Source organism: uncultured Acetatifactor sp., from assembly GCF_948601915.1.
In the GTDB taxonomy this organism is placed as follows: domain Bacteria; phylum Bacillota; class Clostridia; order Lachnospirales; family Lachnospiraceae; genus Acetatifactor.
Window position 1 is genome coordinate 1 of sequence record NZ_CAPDXS010000107.1, and the last position, 19,552, is coordinate 19,552.

The 19,552-nt window shown below is 60.1% G+C and carries 15 protein-coding genes; 2 read left to right on the forward strand and 13 right to left on the reverse strand.

Annotated features, from left to right (window positions below; all coding sequences use genetic code 11):
* The 11 genes from Q2B33_RS16815 to Q2B33_RS16865 form a co-directional block, all read right to left on the reverse strand.
* The coding region (locus tag Q2B33_RS16815; protein WP_300822951.1) for an ABC transporter ATP-binding protein at positions 1-352 on the reverse strand (352 nt) is incomplete at its 3' end.
* A 234-nt stretch (positions 353-586) separates the two neighbouring features.
* The gene (locus tag Q2B33_RS16820; protein WP_296472859.1) at positions 587-1,330 is read right to left on the reverse strand and encodes a YesL family protein; all 744 of its coding nucleotides are present in this window, start codon (positions 1,328-1,330) and stop codon (positions 587-589) included.
* A gap of 18 nt (positions 1,331-1,348) precedes the next feature.
* Positions 1,349-1,834 carry a GNAT family N-acetyltransferase gene (locus tag Q2B33_RS16825; protein ID WP_300568128.1) on the reverse strand — a complete coding sequence of 162 codons (486 nt, stop codon included), beginning with the start codon at positions 1,832-1,834 and terminating at the stop codon, positions 1,349-1,351.
* Positions 1,835-1,858: 24 nt separating this feature from the next.
* Positions 1,859-2,797, reverse strand: coding sequence for an alpha/beta fold hydrolase (locus tag Q2B33_RS16830; RefSeq protein ID WP_300568131.1), 939 nt, complete (start codon positions 2,795-2,797; stop codon positions 1,859-1,861).
* 81 nt (positions 2,798-2,878) lie between these two features.
* Positions 2,879-4,903, reverse strand: a complete 2,025-nt coding sequence (gene metG, locus Q2B33_RS16835; RefSeq protein WP_300568134.1) for a methionine--tRNA ligase — start codon at positions 4,901-4,903, stop codon at positions 2,879-2,881.
* A gap of 207 nt (positions 4,904-5,110) precedes the next feature.
* A complete protein-coding gene (locus Q2B33_RS16840) occupies positions 5,111-5,869 on the reverse strand; it encodes a hypothetical protein (RefSeq protein WP_300568137.1) in 759 nt (252 codons plus the stop codon).
* A gap of 417 nt (positions 5,870-6,286) precedes the next feature.
* Positions 6,287-6,937: a ribulose-phosphate 3-epimerase gene (rpe, locus tag Q2B33_RS16845; RefSeq protein ID WP_300568140.1), complete on the reverse strand. Its 651-nt coding sequence runs from the start codon at positions 6,935-6,937 to the stop codon at positions 6,287-6,289.
* Between the two features lie 126 nt (positions 6,938-7,063).
* Complete coding sequence (locus Q2B33_RS16850) at positions 7,064-8,611, reverse strand: peptidoglycan recognition family protein (RefSeq protein ID WP_300568143.1); 1,548 nt, start codon at positions 8,609-8,611, stop codon at positions 7,064-7,066.
* A 107-nt stretch (positions 8,612-8,718) separates the two neighbouring features.
* The gene (locus Q2B33_RS16855; protein WP_300568146.1) at positions 8,719-9,612 is read right to left on the reverse strand and encodes an NAD-dependent epimerase/dehydratase family protein; all 894 of its coding nucleotides are present in this window, start codon (positions 9,610-9,612) and stop codon (positions 8,719-8,721) included.
* A gap of 86 nt (positions 9,613-9,698) precedes the next feature.
* Positions 9,699-10,394 carry an L-ribulose-5-phosphate 4-epimerase gene (locus Q2B33_RS16860; protein ID WP_296460559.1) on the reverse strand — a complete coding sequence of 232 codons (696 nt, stop codon included), beginning with the start codon at positions 10,392-10,394 and terminating at the stop codon, positions 9,699-9,701.
* A 16-nt stretch (positions 10,395-10,410) separates the two neighbouring features.
* A complete protein-coding gene (locus Q2B33_RS16865) occupies positions 10,411-12,015 on the reverse strand; it encodes a xylulokinase (RefSeq protein ID WP_300568151.1) in 1,605 nt (534 codons plus the stop codon).
* A gap of 160 nt (positions 12,016-12,175) precedes the next feature.
* On the opposite strand from Q2B33_RS16865, the gene Q2B33_RS16870 reads away from it, so the two are divergent.
* A complete protein-coding gene (locus tag Q2B33_RS16870; protein WP_300568154.1) occupies positions 12,176-13,996 on the forward strand; it encodes a DUF885 domain-containing protein in 1,821 nt (606 codons plus the stop codon).
* A 108-nt stretch (positions 13,997-14,104) separates the two neighbouring features.
* Here the strand turns inward: Q2B33_RS16870 and Q2B33_RS16875 are convergent, their stop codons facing one another.
* Both Q2B33_RS16875 and Q2B33_RS16880 read right to left on the reverse strand, forming a co-directional pair.
* A complete protein-coding gene (locus Q2B33_RS16875) occupies positions 14,105-14,566 on the reverse strand; it encodes a restriction endonuclease (protein WP_300568157.1) in 462 nt (153 codons plus the stop codon).
* Between the two features lie 166 nt (positions 14,567-14,732).
* The gene (locus Q2B33_RS16880) at positions 14,733-18,245 is read right to left on the reverse strand and encodes a hypothetical protein (RefSeq protein ID WP_300568160.1); all 3,513 of its coding nucleotides are present in this window, start codon (positions 18,243-18,245) and stop codon (positions 14,733-14,735) included.
* 252 nt (positions 18,246-18,497) lie between these two features.
* Between Q2B33_RS16880 and Q2B33_RS16885 the strand changes: the two genes are divergently transcribed.
* On the forward strand, positions 18,498-19,295 hold the full coding sequence (locus Q2B33_RS16885; protein ID WP_300568163.1) for an inositol monophosphatase family protein: 798 nt from the start codon (positions 18,498-18,500) through the stop codon (positions 19,293-19,295).
* Positions 19,296-19,552: the final 257 nt, after the last annotated feature.

Here is a 19,552-nt window from a genome sequence, read left to right on the forward strand (position 1 = left end):
CTTCCTTAACCATCTTGTCGATCTGATCCTTGGGAACCTTCCTCAGCTTCAGACCGAACGCCATGTTATCATATACGGACATATGAGGATACAGAGCGTAGTTCTGGAATACCATTGCGATATCGCGGTCCTTGGGCTCTACATCGTTCACGACTCTGTCACCAATCTTCAGTTCACCGGAGGAAATATCTTCCAGACCAGCAATCATACGGAGGGTAGTGGACTTACCACATCCTGAAGGTCCTACGAAGATGATGAATTCCTTATCTGCAATTTCCAGATTGAAGTCCTTGACAGCTTCGAAGCCGTTGGGATACACCTTGCAGATGTTCTTCAAAGATAAACTTGCCATAATACAAAACTCCTTTCACGTTTGCATGGTTTCTTTTACTCTAGTTTTAACGATGGCCTCGCATCGCTTCACCCTGTACTAAGTATAACGAAAAAAAGTATTTTATTCCATACCACTATTCCACAAATATTTTTTTGCAAAACCTCTAAAATGCTTATAAACTTGCGGTCTTTTTGTGGTTTCTGTCACTTTGTACATTTTATTCACTTATCATTCGTCAACATGCCAAGGCCTCTAGGATTCTCCGATGCGGGGCGGCTCCTCCTGGATGCTCTCGTCCAGCTCGTCCTTGAATATCCTCTCGTCCTCCCCGGCCTCCTCCAGGCCCTCCGCGCCCGCTTCCCCGTCAGCCTGGCCCACGCCGTTCATCTGGTCCTCCAGCTTCTGGAAGAATTTGTTGTAGAGCTTGGCGTCCGCCCAGGCCGGGACGGAGAAGCCGAACAGGAACACGATCGGCATAATCTGGGGCGCCAGGACGAAGAGCACCGCCGGCACCACGGACAGGATCATCATCAGGATCGTCTTGGGGAACTGCAGGATTCCGATGAAAAAAGCGTTCTTGATCGTGCGCATCACCGTATTGTCGAACTTTGCCAGCACGGGATAGACAAAGGTGAACGTAAACAGCACCAGCACGGCCACTACAGCCAGGACGATCTTCATGGGCTGCCCGAAGCTTATGGTGGAGAAGCGCAGAATCAGGAAATCCCCCACCAGCAGTATGATGACCACCAGCTCGATCAGCCAGATTACGATGCCCTGGCGGAGATTGAGCTTAAAGGACTTGAAATAGTCCCTGGCGATATAGCACTCCTCGTCCCTGGCAATCTTCAGCGCCATGTAGTGCAGCGCCGTCAGGGCCGGTCCCACGGTGACGATCGGGATGCAGCAGATCAGCGTCAATACGTTCAGCCACATCAGGTCGGCCACCTTGTTCAGGAACTGCATCAACGGACTGTCCAGATTAAAAAGCTTCATAAAGATTCTCCTCCTGTCTTAAAAGACTTTCTCCATGGGCGTCAGCCGTATGCCCGAAATCTCCATCTCCGGCTGTACGGTGCGGAACCCTTGTTTTCTGTAGAAATTCACGGCTGTGGAAGCCGCCTCCAACGACATGTACCGTTCCCCTGCCTCATTTTTCAAATAATCGCACAGCTTTCCAAGGATGGAGCTCCCGATGCCCCTGCGGTGGAGGGCATCGTCCACGAACAGCAGGGAAAGGTGGTTCCCGTCCCTGACAGACCCCGCGCCCACGATCCTGTCCCCGTCCAAGGCCACCATCAGCCGGTACTCCCCCCGCAGGAAGGCCTCATGCAGCTCGTCCCCTGTGATGAAGTCGAAAAAATGCCGCACGCCCTCCTCCGGGTATTCCTTTCCCTCATGCTGCAGGAAAGTGCGCCAGACCATCTCCATGGCAGGCATCCATTCCGCTTTCCTGGCCCATCTGACCTCATAGGGCCTCCTCAGGCTTCTAATATCCATCGTCCCCGCCGTTTCCGCTTTTGTTCATCCAAGGACATTCTCCTCCACCCAGCGGCAGATGTCCTGCATCACCTGGCTCCGGTTGGTCTCGTTGAGCAGCTCGTGCCGCCCGCCCGGGTACAGCTTTAACCGGATATCCGTAAGCCCCGCCGCCACCAGGGAATCATATGCCCTTCTGACGCCTTTCCCGTAGTCGCCCACCGGATCCGCATCCCCCGACACCATGAACACCGGAAGCTCCCTGGGAACCGCGGCCAGGTTCTCCGGGCTGTAGAGCCTGAGCACCAGCTCAAAAAGCGCGCCGAAGCCGTTCACCGTAAACGTAAATCCGCACATGGGGTCGGCGATATAGCGGTCCACCCGCTCCCTGTCCCGGCTCAGCCAGTCAAAAGCCGTGCGCCTGTCCGTTATCCCCCTGCCGTAGCCGCCGAAGGCCAGCCTGTCCAGGAGCCTGCTCACATGGCCGGAACCGCAGAAGAGCTTCTGTATGCCCGCCACCAGCCTGGCCATGTCCAGCACGGCCTTGGGCTGCATTCCCGTGCCCATGATTACCGCGCCGGATATCCCCGTGCCGTAGCGGCACAGGTAATTGCGGGTGATGAAGGAGCCCATGCTGTGGCCCATGAGCACATAGGGCACCCCCGGGTACAGCTCTTCCGTCAGCTTCTTTAACCGGTGCACGTCCCGCACCAGGACGGTGGCCGGATCCTGCTCGCAGAAATACCCCTGCTTCCCTCCCTGGCCCACGGATTTCCCATGGCCCAGATGGTCATCGCCCGTGACCACGAAGCCCCGCTCCACCAGGTACGCCGCGAATTCCTCATAGCGCTCCGCATACTCCGCCATGCCGTGCACCACCTGGAGGACGCAGCGGACCTGCCCTGTATCCTCCGGCCGGTAGCGGACGGCATGTATCCTGCTCTTCCCGTCCCTGGAATCAAAATAGAATTCTTCTTTGACCATGCAGTCTCCTCTGCCGCCTTCGGGCGGCTTAGTCTCGGATGGAGGAAGCCCACCTGCCTGGCTTCCTCCGCACAAGGGACGTCAACAGATTTCCGCTCCCGCCGGCATTTCCTTTTCAGGCGCCACCAGAGCAAGCCTCCCCTCCGCGTCCTCCGCGCATAAAAGCATCCCTTCGGACAGCACCCCTGCCAGCTTGGCGGGCTTTAGGTTCACCAGCACCATCACCTTCTTGCCCACCATCTCCTCGGGCGAATAATGGGCCTTGATGCCGGATACGATCTGCTTCACCTGGCTGCCAATCTTCACCTGGCTGCACAGGAGCTTCTTGGACTTGGGCACCGCCTCGCAGGCGATGATTTCCCCCACCTGGAACTGGAGCTTCGCGAAATCATCGTATGCAATCTCCTCCTTGGGCTCTATGTCGATGATGTCAGCTGCCTGCTCCGGACTGTCAGCCTGGGACGTCTCCGCCCCGGCCTGTCCTTCGTCTCCGGCGGCTTCCGCGCTCTCCCGGGCCGCCGCCATGGCCGCGGCCATCTCCTCGTCCTTCTTCTCCACTTCCTTCATGTCAAGCCTTGCAAACAGGATTTCCGGCTTGTCCGTGACCCGCTTGCCGCTCTCATACAGCCCGAAGGTCTCAAGCTGTCCGAAATCCCGCAGTTTTGTATTCAATTGCACGGCTATCTTTTCCGCGGTCTGTGGCATATAAGGCTCTAAGAGGGAGGCGCCGATGCAGATGCCCTCCACCAGGTTGTAGAGCACCGTGGAGAGCCTGTCCGCCTTGGCCTCGTCCTTTGCCAGGATCCAGGGCTCCGTCTCGTCGATATATTTGTTGCAGCGCTTGAAGATGCCGAAAATCTCCGTCAGGGAATCCGCCACCCGCAGCTGCGCCATCCTCTCCTTCACCTTCGCGTAGGTTCCGGTGACCACGGCCTTCAAATCCCCGTCCAGGGCTTCGTCCACGGCACCCTTGTCCGCCACCACGCCGCCGAAGTATTTGTTGCTCATGGAGATGGTGCGGTTCACCAGGTTCCCCAGGGTGTTGGCCAGGTCGGAATTGGTGCGCTCCGCGATCAGCTCCCAGGTGGCATTGCCGTCATTCTCAAAGGGCATCTCGTGGAGCACATAGTAGCGCACCGCGTCCACACCGAAGAAGTCCACCAGGTCGTCCGCGTAGAGCACATTCCCCCTGGACTTGCTCATCTTGCCGCTGTTCATCAGAAGCCATGGATGGCCGAAAATCTGCTTCGGCAGGGGCTCATCCAGCGCCATCAGGAAGATGGGCCAGTAGATGGTGTGGAAGCGGATGATGTCCTTTCCTATTAAATGGAGGTCTGCGGGCCAGAGCTTCTTATACTGCTCTGTGCTGCTGCCCTCCGCGTCATAGCCGATGCCGGTGATATAGTTGGTCAGGGCATCCAGCCACACATACACCACATGCCCCGGGTCGAAGTCCACGGGAATCCCCCATTTGAAGGAAGTCCTGGACACGCAGAGATCCTGGAGCCCCGGCAGGAGGAAATTGTTCATCATCTCGTTCTTGCGGGACACGGGCTGGATGAACTCCGGATGCTCGTTGATATGCTTTATCAGCCTGTCCGCGTATTTGCTCATACGGAAGAAGTAGGCCTCCTCCCTGGCGGGCTTCACCTCCCTGCCGCAGTCCGGGCATTTGCCCTCCACCAGCTGGGATTCCGTCCAGAAGGATTCGCAGGGGGTGCAGTACATGCCCTCGTAGGCCCCCTTGTAGATATCTCCCTGGGCATACATGCGCTTGAAGATCTTCTGCACCTGTCTCTCATGGTAATCGTCCGTGGTGCGGATGAATTTGTCATAGGAAATATTCAGCATATCGCACATGCCCTGGATGATGCCGGCCACCTTGTCCACGAACTCCTTTGGGGTGACCCCGGCCTCCTGGGCCTTCAGCTCTATCTTCTGTCCGTGCTCGTCCGTGCCGGTCTGGAAGAAGACGTCACAGCCTTCCTTCCTCTTGAAGCGGGCGATGCTGTCCGCCAGCACGATCTCATAGTTGTTGCCTATATGCGGCTTGCCTGAAGTATAGGCGATGGCTGTGGTAAGATAGTACTTTTCCTTACTTTCCATTTCCGTTCTCCTCTCGCTGATTCTCCGGTGGGCGGGCCTGTAGATTCAAAAAAAGCCCGTCCCCAGCATGCACCAGAAGACGGGCCAATATGCCCTTGCCAACACTTCCCTGCCCCTTTTCGCGGGGAGCAGGATTTTGTCACCTCGTTTTTCTTCCTAATATATAACGGTAACACAAAACATTGATTACTGTCAATAACTTAGCCGTCACTTTTTGGTGGAAATCTTGCTGTAGCCGCCCTTTCTGTCGTAGGAATCCAGCAGATAGCTCTCCTCCACATGGTAATTCGCGATTTCCACCGCATCCCTCCGGGGCTTCACGGTCTTCTGCGGCTCCTCCCTGGTAATGGTCTGCTTGGGCTGGAAGGATTTCTTCGCCTGGAATCTGGAGGTGTTCCCCCGCAGATGCCCCGTGAGCTGTCCCGCGATGTCCTTGAACCGCACCCGTATCCTGCGCCACATCCCCTCCTGGGCGCCGCTTTCCTGGCCCGCTCCGTCCCGGGAGGCCTCCTGGGACGGGGACTGCGCCGCGGGGACGGCTGCCTGGGCCGCCCGGGACACATGCACCGCCTGGGACAGATCCGCCTGGGGGATGGCCGCTGCAGGAATGCCCGAACCGGCGCCGGACGCTGCCGTCGTCCCGGCCTCACGGCTTTCGCCGATCTGCGCCAGCACCTGCTCCTGGCCCGACTGGTTTCCGGCCTCCCCGGGCACCGCCGTACCGCCCCCGCTCCAAAAGCCTTTCAGCAGGCTCTTTCCCCTGGAGAGATAATTGTCCAGCCATGCGGACAGGGAGAACTGCCCCTGGTTCTGCTGCTGCGCTTCCATGCTCTGGCTCCTCGCCATGGAAGCAGCGGCCTTTGACATGTCCGCCTCCCTCTTGAAATGGGAGTGGTCATGCATGCACTTTGTCACATGGTGCGCCTCCGCGCTGTGTTCTTCGTTTCCGATTCCGTGAAACTGCATCCCTCGCCCCGCTTTCCCGGTTAATATCCTCTCGGAATCTCCGGGCCGCATATCACGCAGCTTTCCGAAGCTCCTCTGAGCCGATTCCCCCACTGTTCCGGATGCTGTCCGACTCCCGTGCCGGATTCCGTCTCCAAAGCTTCCGAGAGCCTGTGGTTACGGTCCCATGGAGCCGCTTCCATACCTGCGCCCCATGCCTCCGGTTCCCTGATTCCACTGCCGCTTTGGCCTTCTTCGCTTCCGATTTTCCGGAACGCCCTGCTCCCTGCACTACCGGGTGCGCTCTGTCAGGCGCATCCTGTCGGTGTCAGGCCAGCATCCTATCCGTGTCCATTCAGCCTCCCGTCCGTACCAGTTCGGCATCCTGCCCGTGTCAGGTCAGCATCCCATCTGTACCAGTTCGGCATCCTGTCCGTGTCAGGTCATCTTCTCCAAAAACCGCTTTACATTGTCCGAAATGCTGCCGCCGAACACCGCCGAGCCCGACACGATCACATTGGCCCCGGCCTCCAGGGCCAGCTCCACATTTTCCGCCCTGATGCCGCCGTCCACCTCTATATCCGTCTTCAGGCCCAGCCCGGCCACCATGGCCCGCACCTGCCGCACCTTGTCCAGGCACTCCGGCATCAGCTTCTGGCCCCCGAAGCCCGGCTTCACGGTCATCACCAGCACCATGTCCACCAGCTTCAGATAAGGCTCCACCGCCTCCGCCGGGGTCTCGGGGCTGATGGTGATGCCCACCTTCCTGCCCAGGAACCGGATCTTCTGTATGGTGCCCACCACGTCCTGAGTGGCCTCTATGTGAAAATTGATGAGATTGGCCCCGCAGTCGGCGAATTCCTTGATATACCGCTCCGGCCTGTCGATCATCAGATGCACGTCAAAAAAGATGTCGGAGCACTTCCGGATGGACAGTATCACCGGCATCCCGAAGGAAATGTCCGGCACGAAGACGCCATCCATGACATCTATATGCAGATACTGTGCCCCCGCATGCTCCGCCTCCCTGATCTGCTCCCCAAGCCTGCTGAAATCCGCTGCCAAAATAGACGGTGACAATATATTCATCTCATCTCTCCTCGACTCCTGCTCCGGCGAGGCGCCTGTGCTTCAGCGGAACGCCTCCTGCTTCCAGAAAGCGTCCCCTGCGGCCTGTGCCCCGCATGTTCCGCAAGGTCTATTTTAACAGAGATCCTACAGCTTGTCCACGTCCTTTTTCAATTGTTCCCAGGCATCCTCATGCTCCGTGTAATAGAGGGGGCATTTCTTCCCGCCGCAGTCGTAATGGCGCAGGATGTCCTCGGCATCCAGTCCGTAGATGTCCGTCAGCCAGGCCAGCAGGGAGATCAGGGAATCGTAGGTCTCCTGGGTGAAGGAGCCGTCCTCCGCCAGGTAGCAGCACTCGATGGAGACGGAGTCGTAGTTGCGGGTCATGACGGCGTAGGCGATTTCATCCAGGGGCACGCACTGGATGATCTCCCCCTCGTAGCCGATGATGAAATGGGCGCTGACGCTGGCCTCATGGGTGTCCTTCTGCCATTCGAAGTAGCTGCGGTTCTGGGCGGCGCTGGTGCCGGGGTTGGCCGTGTAGTGGACAAAGATGTTCTTCACGGACTCCAGGGGCTCCCCGGGGCGGGAGTATTCGTTGGGGGTCAGGAAGTCCTCGGTCCACTCCGGGTGCGCGGCGAATGCGTCCGCGGGGATTCCCTGCACCAGGGTGCCTGAGGGCTGCCCGTTGGCGGCATCCCCCTGCTGCTCTCCGGATACGGGCAGGGCATCCTCCCCGGCGCTTTTGGCCTGCTTGTTCTTGATGGCGAAGTACACGGCGAACAGGAGGACGCAGACAATCCACGCGCCCAGGATCAGGCGCTGCAGGAGGACGCGCTGTCTGCGGCTCTGCCGGGCCTCGCCGCGATACCGTTGCTCTGTTCTGTACTGCTGAGCGCCTCGTCGCATTGCGGGGCTTCCCGGCCGCGTTCCGCCCCATTGCTGTGCCAGGCCCGCCTCCGCTGCGTATTGCCTTCTCCCTCTGTTCGGCCATGTCCCGCTGTTCTGTCCCGCCGCTCTCTCCTGCCGTCCTTCGCTACGCGGCATCGTAGCTCTATCCCGCCGTCCTTCGCTGCGCGGCACGATGCCTCTATCCTGCCGTCCCTCGCTGCGCGGCATAAAATCTCTATCCTGCCGTCCTTCACCGCGCGGCATCGTGGCCCTATCCTGCCGCTCCATGCCGCTTTGCCGGGCTGCCCTGTCAGGCCCCGGCTGTTCCATGCCGTAGCGTCCGGCTGTATTGCCGCCCCACGCGCCGCAGCCGGATTCCGGGCGGCAGTACGCTTCCTCCCGCGAATGGCTTCGATTCTTCTCAGGAAACCTTCCCTGCCGGACAGGCACCTTCTCCTGCTGCCCTCCGGCCCGCTCCCCCGGGCGCCTGCGCTGCCGGTCTCCGCCGGACGGAACCTGCACCTGCACTATTTTCCCCTTCCTGACAGGCTCCCGGTTCCGGTATCCGTGGAACATGTCCGTGGTCACCTCGAGTCTGCGGCCCATCCGGGCGTCATCAGCCGGTTCCGCGGGGCGGCCCTCCTCCATCCCGCTTTCATATGCGATGGGCCTGCGGCCCCTGTTGTCCGTCTCCCGCACGGGCCTGCCCAATTGCCTCTCATAATCCACCAGATACGGGTTTCGTCTGGTTTCAACCTCTTCGTAATCCTCTCTCCTCTGCGCGCCGCCGCTCTGCCTTACCATCTCTCCACCTCTTCAAGTCTGTGTCCATGTTCTTTGTGAGTCCAATGATAAAGGAGAGATGTATCATTTTTGTTAGTAATTTGTTAATAGTTGCACTTTTCGTCCTCTTAAATATCCCGGAACGCCCAGTACGTCCTGGCCATGCCCTCCCCGATATCCATATACCGCAGCCCCAGCTCCTCCTTGCTCTTTTCGTTGGAATACAGCTCCGTCTCCGCCTCCGTCAGCGGGAAGGGCAGCGGCAGGCCCTGGCTCTCGGCTTCCCGGGCGGTCAGCGGGATCTCCCGTGCCTCCACGTCCGAAGCCTTTCCCAGCTCCCGGAAGAAAGCGTCATAGGTCAGTACCTCCTCCCCGCACAGGTTGTAAGCCTGGCCGTAGGCCCTGGGATTCAGCAGGCAGCTCAGTACAGCCTGCGCGGCATCCTTTACGTAGACGAACTGGAAGGAGCCCGCGGCATCGGTGATGCGGGGCAGCACCCGGTTCCGGGCCAGCAGCCGGATATAGACGGATTCCCTGGGGGCGTAGTTCAGGGGGCCGTAGAGGATGGCGGGGCGCAGCACCGTGCAGCTTATGTCCCTTTTGCCGCATTGCTCCCGGACCTCCCGCTCCAGGGCCACCTTCCCCGCGATGTACGCCCCGGCCTCCCCGGGCAGGGGCCTGGTCTCCAGCGGTGTCTCCTCCCCTTTCAGGCCGTTTATCCCCCGCTCATAGACGTCCACGGTGCTGATGAAGATGTACTGCCGGATGCGCCCCGGCATGTTCTCCAGCACTCTGGCGATGTCCCCCTTCTCGTAGGCGCAGAAATCTACCACGCAGTCGTAATCATCCTCTATGGACTTCCACACCCCTTCCTCCTTCCTGTCCCCCTTAATCTGCTTCGCGCCCAGCTCCGCCACGGAACAGGTCCCCCGGTTCACCACCGTGACGTCGTGCTCCTTTGCCGCCAGCATCACGAAGACCCTGCCGAAAAAGTAGCTGCCTCCTATGACCAATATCCTCATCTCTCTCCTCCATCTTCCGCTCCCGGATTTTGAAGCCCATTCTAAAAAGGCAGGCCGTGAACCCTCACAGCCTGCCTGGTCTCCTGTCATTTCTGCCCGTAATAGGCGTTTGCCCCATGCTTCCTGTAGTAGTGCTTATCCATCAGCTCCTGGGGCGCGGGCTGGACATGGTGGTTGATGGACTCGGTGCGGTAGGCCATCTTCGCCACCTCCTCTAATACCACCGCATTATGCACGGCGTCCATGGCGTCCGTCCCCCATGAGAAGGGCCCGTGGTTTTTGCACAGCACGGCGGGCACGGACACGGGATCCTTACACATCCGCAGGAACTCGCTTACGATGAGCCGCCCTGTGTTCCTCTCGTAATCCTCCGCGATTTCCTCCGCGTTCAGGCATCTGACGCAGGGCACCTCGCCGTAGATGTAGTCCGCATGGGTGGTGCCGTAGCAGGGGATGCTGCGCCCGGCCTGCGCCCAACTGGTGGCGTAGGAGGAATGGGTATGTACGATGCCCCCGATCTCCGGGAACGCCCTGTAGAGCTCCGCGTGGGTGGCGGTATCGGAGGACGGGTTGTAGCGTCCCTCCACCTTCCTGCAGTCCAGATCTACTACAACCATGTCGTCCGGCGTCAGCTTATCGTACTCCACCCCGCTGGGCTTGATGACGAACAGCCCGCTCTCCCTGTCTATGGCGCTGACATTGCCCCAGGTAAATGTCACCAGGCCGTGCTTGGGCAGTTCCAGATTGGCCTCGCAGACGATTTTTTTCAGTTCCTCTAACATATCGCTTCTCCTTTCTCTACTTTAATCCTTCCACGGCCGCCTTCTCTGCGGGCAGCGTGCTCTTGTACTTTTCAATAAAGGCATCGAACCCGGCCACGTCCTCTTGGACGGGCGCAATGGTAGTCCCGGTCTGTCCGGCGAAAATCTTCCCGCTCAGGTAATCCGGCAGGGCCTCTCCCTCCTCCTTCTCGTACATGTAGGCCGCCAGCACTGCCATGCCCCAGGCTCCGCCCTCGCTGGCGGTGTCCATCACGGTCACAGGCGCGTTCATGGCCGCCGCCATGAGCCGCTGCCCTACCACGGGCGTCTTGAACAGGCCGCCATGCCCTGTCAGGGAGTCCACCTTCACCTGCTCCTCCTTTAAGAGGATGTCGTTCCCGATTTTCAGGGCAGCCATGGCGCTGTAGAGATGGCTGCGCATGAAGTTGGCCAGGGTGAACTTCGCGTCCGGCGTGCGGACGAACATGGGCCTGCCCTCATTCAGGCCCGTCACCGGCTCCCCGGAGAAGTAATTGTACGCCATCAGGCCGCCGCAGTCCGCGTCCGCCTCCAGCGCTTCCCTGTAGAGCAGGCCGTAGAGATCGTTCCTGTCCAGCTTTGCCGCTCCCGGGAGCCTGCCCATGAAGGCCTCGAACAGGTTCACCCAGGCGTTCAGGTCCGAGGTACAGTTGTTGCAGTGCACCATGGCCACGGGGCTGCCGTCCGGGGTGGTGACCATGTCGATCTCCTCATGAACTTTGGCCAGGGGCTTCTCCGTCACCACCATGGAGAAGATGGATGTCCCCGCGGAGATATTGCCGGTGCGCTTCCTGACGCTGTTGGTGGCGGTCATGCCGGTGCCCGCGTCCCCCTCGGGCGGACACATGGGCGCACCGGGCTGCAGGGCGCCTGTGGGATCCAGGAGCTTCGCCCCCTCCTCGGTGAGCCATCCGGCGGTCTGTCCCGCGCAAAGCACCTTGGGCATGATGTCCCTAAGCTTCCAGCCCAGGTTCCTGTCCGCCACCAGCTCATCGAACTGCTCTATCATGCGCGCATCGAAGTCGCAAGCCTCGGAGTCGATGGGGAACATGCCGGAGGCCTCGCCCACACCCAGCACCTTCTCCCCCGAGAGCTGCCAGTGGATATATCCGGCCAGGGTGGTGAAGAACGCCACATCCTTCACATGCCCCTCGCCGCTTAAAATGGCCTGATAGAGATGGGCGATGCTCCATCTCTGGGGGATGTTGAAATCGAATATGGGAAGCAGCTTTTTGCACGCCTCCTCCGTCATGGTATTGCGCCAGGTGCGGAAGGGAACCAGGAGCTTCCCTGCCCCGTCAAAGGGCATGTAGCCGTGCATCATGCCCGAGAAGCCCAGGGCCGCCAGCCTGGTCAGGGGCACGCCGTATCTCGCCTCTACGTCCTGCGCCAGATCCCTGTAACAGCCCCGCAGCCCCTCCCAGACGTCCTCCAGGCTGTAGGTCCAGATATTGTCCTCCAGCCGGTTCTCCCAGTCCCAGTTCCCCTGGGCGATGGGCTGATGGCTCCCGTCCACCAGGACAGCCTTGATGCGGGTGGAGCCGAACTCCAGCCCCAGCACCGTCTGTCCTTCCTGAATCGCTTTCCTGATCTCTTCGCTCATAGTCTACCTCTTTTCTGCCTCTATGCTGATTTATTCTCGAAATTTCCAAAAGCCGCTCCCTGAATCTCTATCTACCAGTATAAAAAAAAGCAGCCGTAAAGTCAATATTGTACCGGAATTCTACATATAATATAGCAACGTTTCCCTTTCAGGTGATTTTTTGAAACAGAATTCCCGCCTTTCCACCAAGCAGCTGCTTTTCGGCCTCGCCTTTCTTCTGGCTTTTTTGGGGCTGACCCTTTTCCTGTTTACATATCAGCGGGACGAAAAGCGCTTCGAAAGCCTTACCACCAAGCTCTTCACGGAGGAGCTGGAGGCCGATACCCTGGACCTCCACTATACGCTGGCGAATCCGGCGGACTTCGGCATCCATGACTATGTGCCCTCCCTCTCCTGCTACAGCGCCGAGAGCATACCGGGCAGCCGGGCAGCCACAGAGAACATGCTGGCCGCGCTGAACGCGCTGGACGCAGATAAGCTCTCCCCGGCGGATGCCAGACTGTGGCAGCTGCTGACCCGCTCCCTGGAGAATTCCCTGGGCCTGAGCGGCTTCCTCTACTATGACGAGCCCCTCTCCCCCGCCTCCGGCACCCAGACCCAACTGCCCATCCTGCTGGCGGAGTACGCCTTCCGCAGCAGACGGGACGTGGAAGACTATCTGGCTCTGCTGGATCAGACGGATGAATACTTCGCCTCCCTGCTGGCCTATGAGCAGGAGAAGGCCGCTGCCGGATTTCCCATGCCCGCAGCCTTCCTCCAGGACGTGCGAAAGCAATGCGACACTATTGTCACATTGCAGGCCCTGGAGGCAGGTACCCATTTCCTGCAGACCACCTTCCAGGAGCGGCTGGAGGAGCTATTCGCCAGGGGCCTTGTCACAGCCGAGGAAGCCGGCCACTATACCGCCCAAAACGAAAGGCTCTTGAAGACCGTGGTGCTGCCCGCCTATGCCAGCCTGGGGGACGGCCTCCTTCTGCTGGAGGATGCCGATGCCCTGCCTGCGGGGCTGGCGGCGCTGCCGGAAGGCAAGGCCTATTACCAGGAGCTGCTGATCTCCCAGACCGGCTCCTACCGCTCCGTCGAGGAGATTCGGCAACTGCTGACGGCGCAGTTTTCCAGGGAATATGAGGCCGTGAAAAAGCTGGCTGCGGAGCATCCCGAGCTCCTCCAATACTATACCCGGGAGACTGCCCCCGGCTTTCCCTACAGGGAGGCCTCCCAGATGCTGCTGGACTTGAAGCAGCGGATGGCGGAGGACTTTCCCCCCATCCCCGGCGGAGCGGTGGACGTGCATGTAAAGGCCGTGTCCGACAGCCTGGCGGACTACTGCGCGCCGGCCTTCTACCTGACCGCGCCCCTGGACGACACCGCCTCCAACACAATCTACATCAACCGCCGGAAGACCCCTGACGGCCTGGAGCTTTACACCACCCTGGCCCACGAGGGATATCCGGGGCATCTCTACCAGACCGTGTACCATAACCGCTCCTCCCTGGCCGCGGGAGAGCGTCCTGCCAGAGAGCTGCTCTGGTACGGGGGCTATCAGGAGGGCTGGGCGCTGTACGTGGAATTCCTGTCCTACCAGTACGCCGCGGAGCTGCTGCGGGAGAACGGCCAGGAGACAGCGGCCCTGGCCGCAGCCCTGGAGGCCCGCAACCGCAGCCTGCAGCTGTGTCTCTACTGCGTCTGCGACGTGCTGATCCACTATGAGGGTGCCTCCTACAGCCAGATAGCAAAGGTGCTGTCCGGCTTTGGCATCACCGACAGCACCTCCATGAAAGCAATCTACAATTACATCGTACAGACGCCCTGCAACTATCTGAAGTACTACCTGGGGTATCTGGAGATCCTCTCCTTACAGGAGGAGGCGAAAGAGCTCTGGGGGACGGAATATACGGACTACCGTTTCCACAGCTTCTTCCTGGACTGCGGCCCGGCGGACTTTGCGTCCCTGGGCCAGTGGCTGGCGCAGACGGGGTGACCCATGGGCGAGGGCCAGCGTTCTGGCGAGGCGAGGGCAAAGCCCCACCGCGGAAAGCCTCTCCGTGAAAGCTTTGCGATTCCCCTGGCAGACCGGGAAACGCTTCCCTCACAGCGCCTCGCACTCCTCCGCCATGTCCTCCAGATACCCTCTGTCCCACAGCAGTATCTTCAGCTTCCCTGCGGCCTCCACCGCGGGCTGGGTGAAATACTGGTTGGTGAGCACCGCGCCCACCATCCTGTCGTAGTAATCCCGCCCCGCGTAGGCCTCCTGGACAGCCTTCACCCCCACGGGGGCCGTGTAGCATTTGCACTGGATGGCGTATGTGACGCCGTCCCTGCTGGCCAGGATGTCGACGCCGTAGTCGCCGCTGCCCTTTGTGACCTCCACCTCCTGGAAGCCGCTCTTGCGCAGCAGCTCCGCGCAGTAGTATTCAAACTCATGGCCCTCCATCAGGTCGAAGGCCTCCGGCCGGGCCCGCCTTGCCCTGTGGCGCAGGTAGAGGATCGCGCTGCCCACCATGGCCGCCGCGCATACTATCATGATGACGATTATCGTATTCGTGTCCATATTTTCTTATCTTACCGTTCCTTTTTGTCCCTTTTCCACTCCGGGCCCATGGCTGCCGTGGGCTCGTCCCGCATCTGCGCCCCAGTCCCCCATGCCGTCATTCCCTGGCGCTGTAGTCTATTATACTGCCTGGGGCCGTTTTAGGCAATGATTTTGGCAAAAAGCGTCAGCTCCTGTCCGTGAAATGCATGGCCGCGGCGCTCCTCCTGCGGGCGTTCCCCGCCCCGTCCAGGAAGACTGCCCCCGCAATCTCCGGGGATTTCAGGATTCCGGCGGGCTTCAGGCGGTATTCATAGCTCCACAGATCCCCGGCGCTCCTCCAGGAATTGGGGCTCTGGTAGAAATAGACGCCCTGGGTATGGTGCAGCTGGGCGAAGCCGTTCTGGCGGGTGCCGTAGAGCTTCCACTCCACCACATGCTCTCCCGGAACGCAGCGCACCCTGAGGGTGTAGGGCGAGAACGCGATGTTCCCGCAGTCCTTACCGTCCACCAGTATCTTCACCAGCCCGCCCCGGTACTGGGGGACCCGGACGGTGAAGTCTCCCCAAGAGCGCACCTTTGTCCGGTAGGTCAGGTTCCCTGTGTAAAAGGGGAGGCCCTGGGAGGCGATGTCTCCCCAGCCGATCTTCCTGACCGGTTCGGTCAATGTCTTTACCGTGCCACCTATGCGGACGCCGAAATCCCCCAGAAGGTAGAAGTTCTCCAGATTCGTCCGGGGGCCGATGGGCACCGCGATTTCCAGCAGGTTCTCTCCCGGGGCGAAATCCGGCAGGGAGACGGTCCGGATGTCCCTGTCCACGTACCAGCCGTTGCCCACAGGGGGCACGTAGATGCCGTTTACCCTGATTTCGGATGTTTCAGGGCATTCCAGGCCCAGCTTCAGCCCCGCCGCCCCGATCTCGCTGGGAATGCGGAAGCGCAGATGGAGGGTGTGCTCCGGCTCTCCGGCCTCCACCAGGTAGGGCTGCACCACCTCCTTGCGGCGCAGGGGGATGCCCAGCTCCCGGCGGGCATGGTTGTCTATCCGCAGCAGCTCGTCCTCGGAATAGTACTCCCCATCATCCAGGGCGTATTCCGCCATGTCCAGGAGCAGCATGTTGGGCTCCTGGAGGGCGATGTCCACTTCCCCGGGGAGGATGTCGGCTTCAGCGCCGTCCCAGGCAGCCGTCCCTCCCGCATTGCTGCAAACGCCCTCTGCCTCCGCTTCATCGTCCGGATTCCCTTTCGCGCCGTCCCATGCAGCCATCCCTCCCGCATTGCCGCAAATGCCCTCTGCCTCCGCTTCATCGTCCGGATTCCCTTTCGCGCCGTCCCAGGCAGACATCCCTCCCGCATTGCCGCAAATGCCCTCTGCTTCCGCTTCATCGCCGGGATTCTCTTTTGCGCCGCCGCAGGAGCTGTCCTCGTCCGCGCCCACCCGGATTTTTTCCGTTCCCCCTCTGTGGCTGGAGGGGGCCGCTTCCACATGGCAGCCGGACAGAACGCCTGTTTTTTCCTTACCGCTGTCGGCCTGTTCCGCCCGCTGCCCCTCTTCCTCCAAAAGCAGCAGCATGCTCTCGTGGATGTACCAGGGCCGCTCCAGGATAGTCCTGCCCTTGTCATGGCGCACAGCCAGGGGCAGGATATCCCCGGTCATGGTGTCATAGAGGGTCACCTTAAAATCCCCGTTCAGCGTGAAGCGAAGATTCCCTGCCGGATCCACGTCCGGGCTGGCCGGATTCCTGCCGTTGCAGACGAACAGCCACATGTCCCCGCTTTCCTCCCGGCGGAGCTGATGAAGCAGCCCCTCCGCCCTGCGCCCGTCGGCTTTCTGGATATGGAGGAAGCGCTGGCCCTCCACCAGGGACAGGATGGCCGAATCCAAAAGCCCGCAGCGAATCCCCTTTCCGTACAGCGCCGCCGCGGCGTCCGAGGGCCTTGCGTCCACATAGTCCGGGCAGTCCCCCAGGAAGATCAGCTTCCCGCCCTTTTCCGCAAAATCCGTGAGGATCTTCAATGTGCCTGAGCGTATCGTCCTGATCGGCGGGACGATAACGGTCTCATAGGCCATCTCCCCCACCTGCAGGGGACAGGCGCTGCCCACGCACTGCTCCGGCAGCCGGGCCTCGCACAGATAGTCGAAGTCGATGCCGCCGAAGAGCAGCACCTCCGCCAGATGGGCGAACTGGGCATCCATCTGCTCCCGCAGGGCCGCGGTCTGGTCGCCGGGGCCGAAATAGAGCCAGTAGGTCTCAATGGGGTGCAGCACGGCCACCTTTACCAGGGCCTTCCCTCTGGTCAGCGCCACATTCAGGCGGGCGAAGTGGTCTTCCACCATGGAGAACTCCTCCCACCAGGGGGACTGATAGCTGATGGAGGCCGGATAGTCCCGCTTGGCCTCTCCTTTCATGGTATACCAGGCCAGGTGGGGCACCCGCACCGTGACCCCCAACGCCGCCTGCCAGTCCCCCTGCAGCTTGTATCCCCGAAAGTCGTAGTCCCATCCCGTGACCCCGTAGAGCTCGCTGAGCATGCCCTCCGCCCCGGTCTGGCGCACCATGGACTGGACCTGCTTGGCCGTGGTGTACTCGCGGAAATCGCAGAGCATGTCCATGCCCGGAAGGCCGAAGGACGGATAGCAGCGCATGGCATCCCCTACCGCCTGGGTCTGGTCATAGAGGGAGCCCTCCCCCATCACATGTCCGGTGAGGTAGAGCCCATGCTCTCTGCACCAGCTCCCGATCTGCTCGCAATAGCTCTCCACGAAGAGATCCGTGACCAGGTTCTGGAACCGCCAGCGGGCCGTGGAGAGGCGCCCGTCCGCCCGCTCCCAGAAGAGCTCCGGCAAGGCGTCCAGGAGCTCCTCCCCATAGGCCTGGCGGTAAGCTTCCGGAAGCCCGGTGGTCCAGGGCAGGAAGACATCCTTGGCTTCATCCGCAAAGTCCAGGCATCCCCTGGGGGTGAACTGTGGCTCGTCCGTGAAGATGGCGGGCGCGAGCTTCCCGAAATGTTCCCCCACGTTCCGGGCGTAGGCCTCATGGGTGATGCGGATGAACTCCGCGATGGCCTCCGGATTCAGGGTGTCCACATAGGCCTGGTTGTTGAACCAGGGATCCGCGGAGGCGTATTCCATGTAGGCGTACCAGCGCACTGCGCCTTCCTCCACAGGCTCCTCTTTCGATACCCGACACGCCCCTTCCAGCTTACCGTCCCTGTCCAGCAGGATGTCATAGACTGCCAGGAGCCTCCCGTTTTCCTGGCGGATGTTCTCCTGCCCCCTGCCGGGTTCGGGGGCCGCCGGTTCGGGGAAGGCGCACTCCTCGTAAGGATTCGTGGTGAAGAGCAGGGATTTCCGGGCGTACTCCGGTCTGCCCGCGGTCACCCGCCCCCCTGCGGTGCCGGAGGGCCAGCGGTCCTCGTCGTAGAGCCAGGCCAGCATGTCCATCTCCCTGGCCTTTCCGATGCAGTGCCGGATGGAATCCATGAACTCTTCCTCCAGGTAGGGGCTGTCCATCCCCGTGCGCACATGCATGTGGAACCCGCCCAAGCCCATCTTTTTGAAGACCTGGATCTGTTCCGTGAGCCTGTCCCTGTCCAGCCTGCCGTTCCAGGCCCAGAAGGGCGTCCCTCTGTACTCGCTGGAAGGATTTCTGAACAGCTCTCCGGAAATGTGCTCTGTCTGGTTCTTTTCGTATAGCATGCAGTCTGTCTCCTTTGCTTTTGCGTATTCCCCCACTTCGTAATCTCTGTGGACAATCTGTCTTTCCTCTAGTATGCCATCCCGTACTCCATTCCGCAATGGCATTTTTCAAAATGGATGGAAAAAGGGGAGAAAAAAATGGAATAGAATGGAATAAAATGGAAAATACCCATTGAATCCAATGGATGAACACGCTATACTTACAGTAGTTTCCAGAGTACGGATCCAAGAGAAAGATTGAGGTGTGCAAGCATGCAGGAAGAACATCTGCTCCAAGAAATCATCGCTATCGCAAAGGACTGCGGAAGCATTTTGCTGAGCGCTTCCGATATAGAACGGAAAATCCATCAGAAGGCAGGCAGGGGAAATTTCGTGACGGATTATGATTCCAGGGTACAGGCCATCCTGAAATCCCGCCTGCTGGAGCTGGTTCCGGGAGCCGCCTTCCTGGGGGAGGAGGATCAGATGGACGGCACCGATGTGTCAAAAGGCTATGCCTTCATCGTGGATCCTATCGATGGTACTGCCAATTTCACCAGGAACTATCACGCCAGCTGCATCAGCATAGCGCTGGCGCAGGACGGCCGCCCCGTCCTGGGGGTGGTGCACAATCCCTACCTGGAGGAGACCTTCCATGCCCGGAAGGGCAAGGGGGCTTATCTGAACGGCCAGCAAATCCACGCCTCGGACAGGACGCTGGCGGAAGGATTGATTCTGTTTGGGACTGCCCCCTATGATGAGAAGCTGATCCGGAAATCCTTTGAGGTGGCCTACCGCTATGTATCACGGGCAGAAGACCTGCGCAGGAGCGGCTCCGCCGCCATAGACCTGTGCATGGTGGCCAGCGGCAGGGCGGAATTCTTCTTCGAGCTGGCGCTCTCTCCCTGGGACTATGCCGCAGGGGCACTGATTGTGGAGGAGGCCGGGGGCTTCGTCGGTGACCTGCAAGGCGGGGCGCTCACCTATGACCACAGCCAGGCCGTCACTGCCAGAGCGCCCGGGGTGGAGCTGGTGGATGTGTCGGATGTGCTGGAAAACGATATGCCATGACAAAGCGGAGAGGGTGATTTTCACTAAAAACCGTTTTCTCTTCCCCGCCCCGTTCCTGCCGACAATCGATATGGCCTCCCCCTCATCGACGATGGCGCTCACGTGGTTTGGACCAGGCATGCCTACTTACAGGCATTGCTTTTCGGAGATTCTCCTTTGAAAAGAGCATAAATCTCAGCGTATAACTTTTAAAATCCCTGATTCCATACTATAAACATTGTCACAAAGTATATTTATATCTTCTGAATTATGACTGG

What these genes read in the sequence shown, in the direction of transcription:
- metG (WP_300568134.1), bottom strand. Translation starts at nt 4,903, where the DNA reads ATGGAAAGTAAGGAAAAGTACTATCTTACCACAGCCATCGCCTATACT.
- rpe (WP_300568140.1), bottom strand. Translation starts at nt 6,937, where the DNA reads ATGAATATATTGTCACCGTCTATTTTGGCAGCGGATTTCAGCAGGCTT.
- Q2B33_RS16830 (WP_300568131.1), bottom strand. Translation starts at nt 2,797, where the DNA reads ATGGTCAAAGAAGAATTCTATTTTGATTCCAGGGACGGGAAGAGCAGG.
- Q2B33_RS16855 (WP_300568146.1), bottom strand. Translation starts at nt 9,612, where the DNA reads ATGAGGATATTGGTCATAGGAGGCAGCTACTTTTTCGGCAGGGTCTTC.
- Q2B33_RS16875 (WP_300568157.1), bottom strand. Translation starts at nt 14,566, where the DNA reads ATGGACACGAATACGATAATCGTCATCATGATAGTATGCGCGGCGGCC.
- Q2B33_RS16880 (WP_300568160.1), bottom strand. Translation starts at nt 18,245, where the DNA reads ATGCTATACGAAAAGAACCAGACAGAGCACATTTCCGGAGAGCTGTTC.
- Q2B33_RS16840 (WP_300568137.1), bottom strand. Translation starts at nt 5,869, where the DNA reads ATGCAGTTTCACGGAATCGGAAACGAAGAACACAGCGCGGAGGCGCAC.
- Q2B33_RS16825 (WP_300568128.1), bottom strand. Translation starts at nt 1,834, where the DNA reads ATGGATATTAGAAGCCTGAGGAGGCCCTATGAGGTCAGATGGGCCAGG.
- Q2B33_RS16865 (WP_300568151.1), bottom strand. Translation starts at nt 12,015, where the DNA reads ATGAGCGAAGAGATCAGGAAAGCGATTCAGGAAGGACAGACGGTGCTG.
- Q2B33_RS16850 (WP_300568143.1), bottom strand. Translation starts at nt 8,611, where the DNA reads ATGGTAAGGCAGAGCGGCGGCGCGCAGAGGAGAGAGGATTACGAAGAG.
- Q2B33_RS16885 (WP_300568163.1), top strand. Translation starts at nt 18,498, where the DNA reads ATGCAGGAAGAACATCTGCTCCAAGAAATCATCGCTATCGCAAAGGAC.
- Q2B33_RS16860 (WP_296460559.1), bottom strand. Translation starts at nt 10,394, where the DNA reads ATGTTAGAGGAACTGAAAAAAATCGTCTGCGAGGCCAATCTGGAACTG.
- Q2B33_RS16820 (WP_296472859.1), bottom strand. Translation starts at nt 1,330, where the DNA reads ATGAAGCTTTTTAATCTGGACAGTCCGTTGATGCAGTTCCTGAACAAG.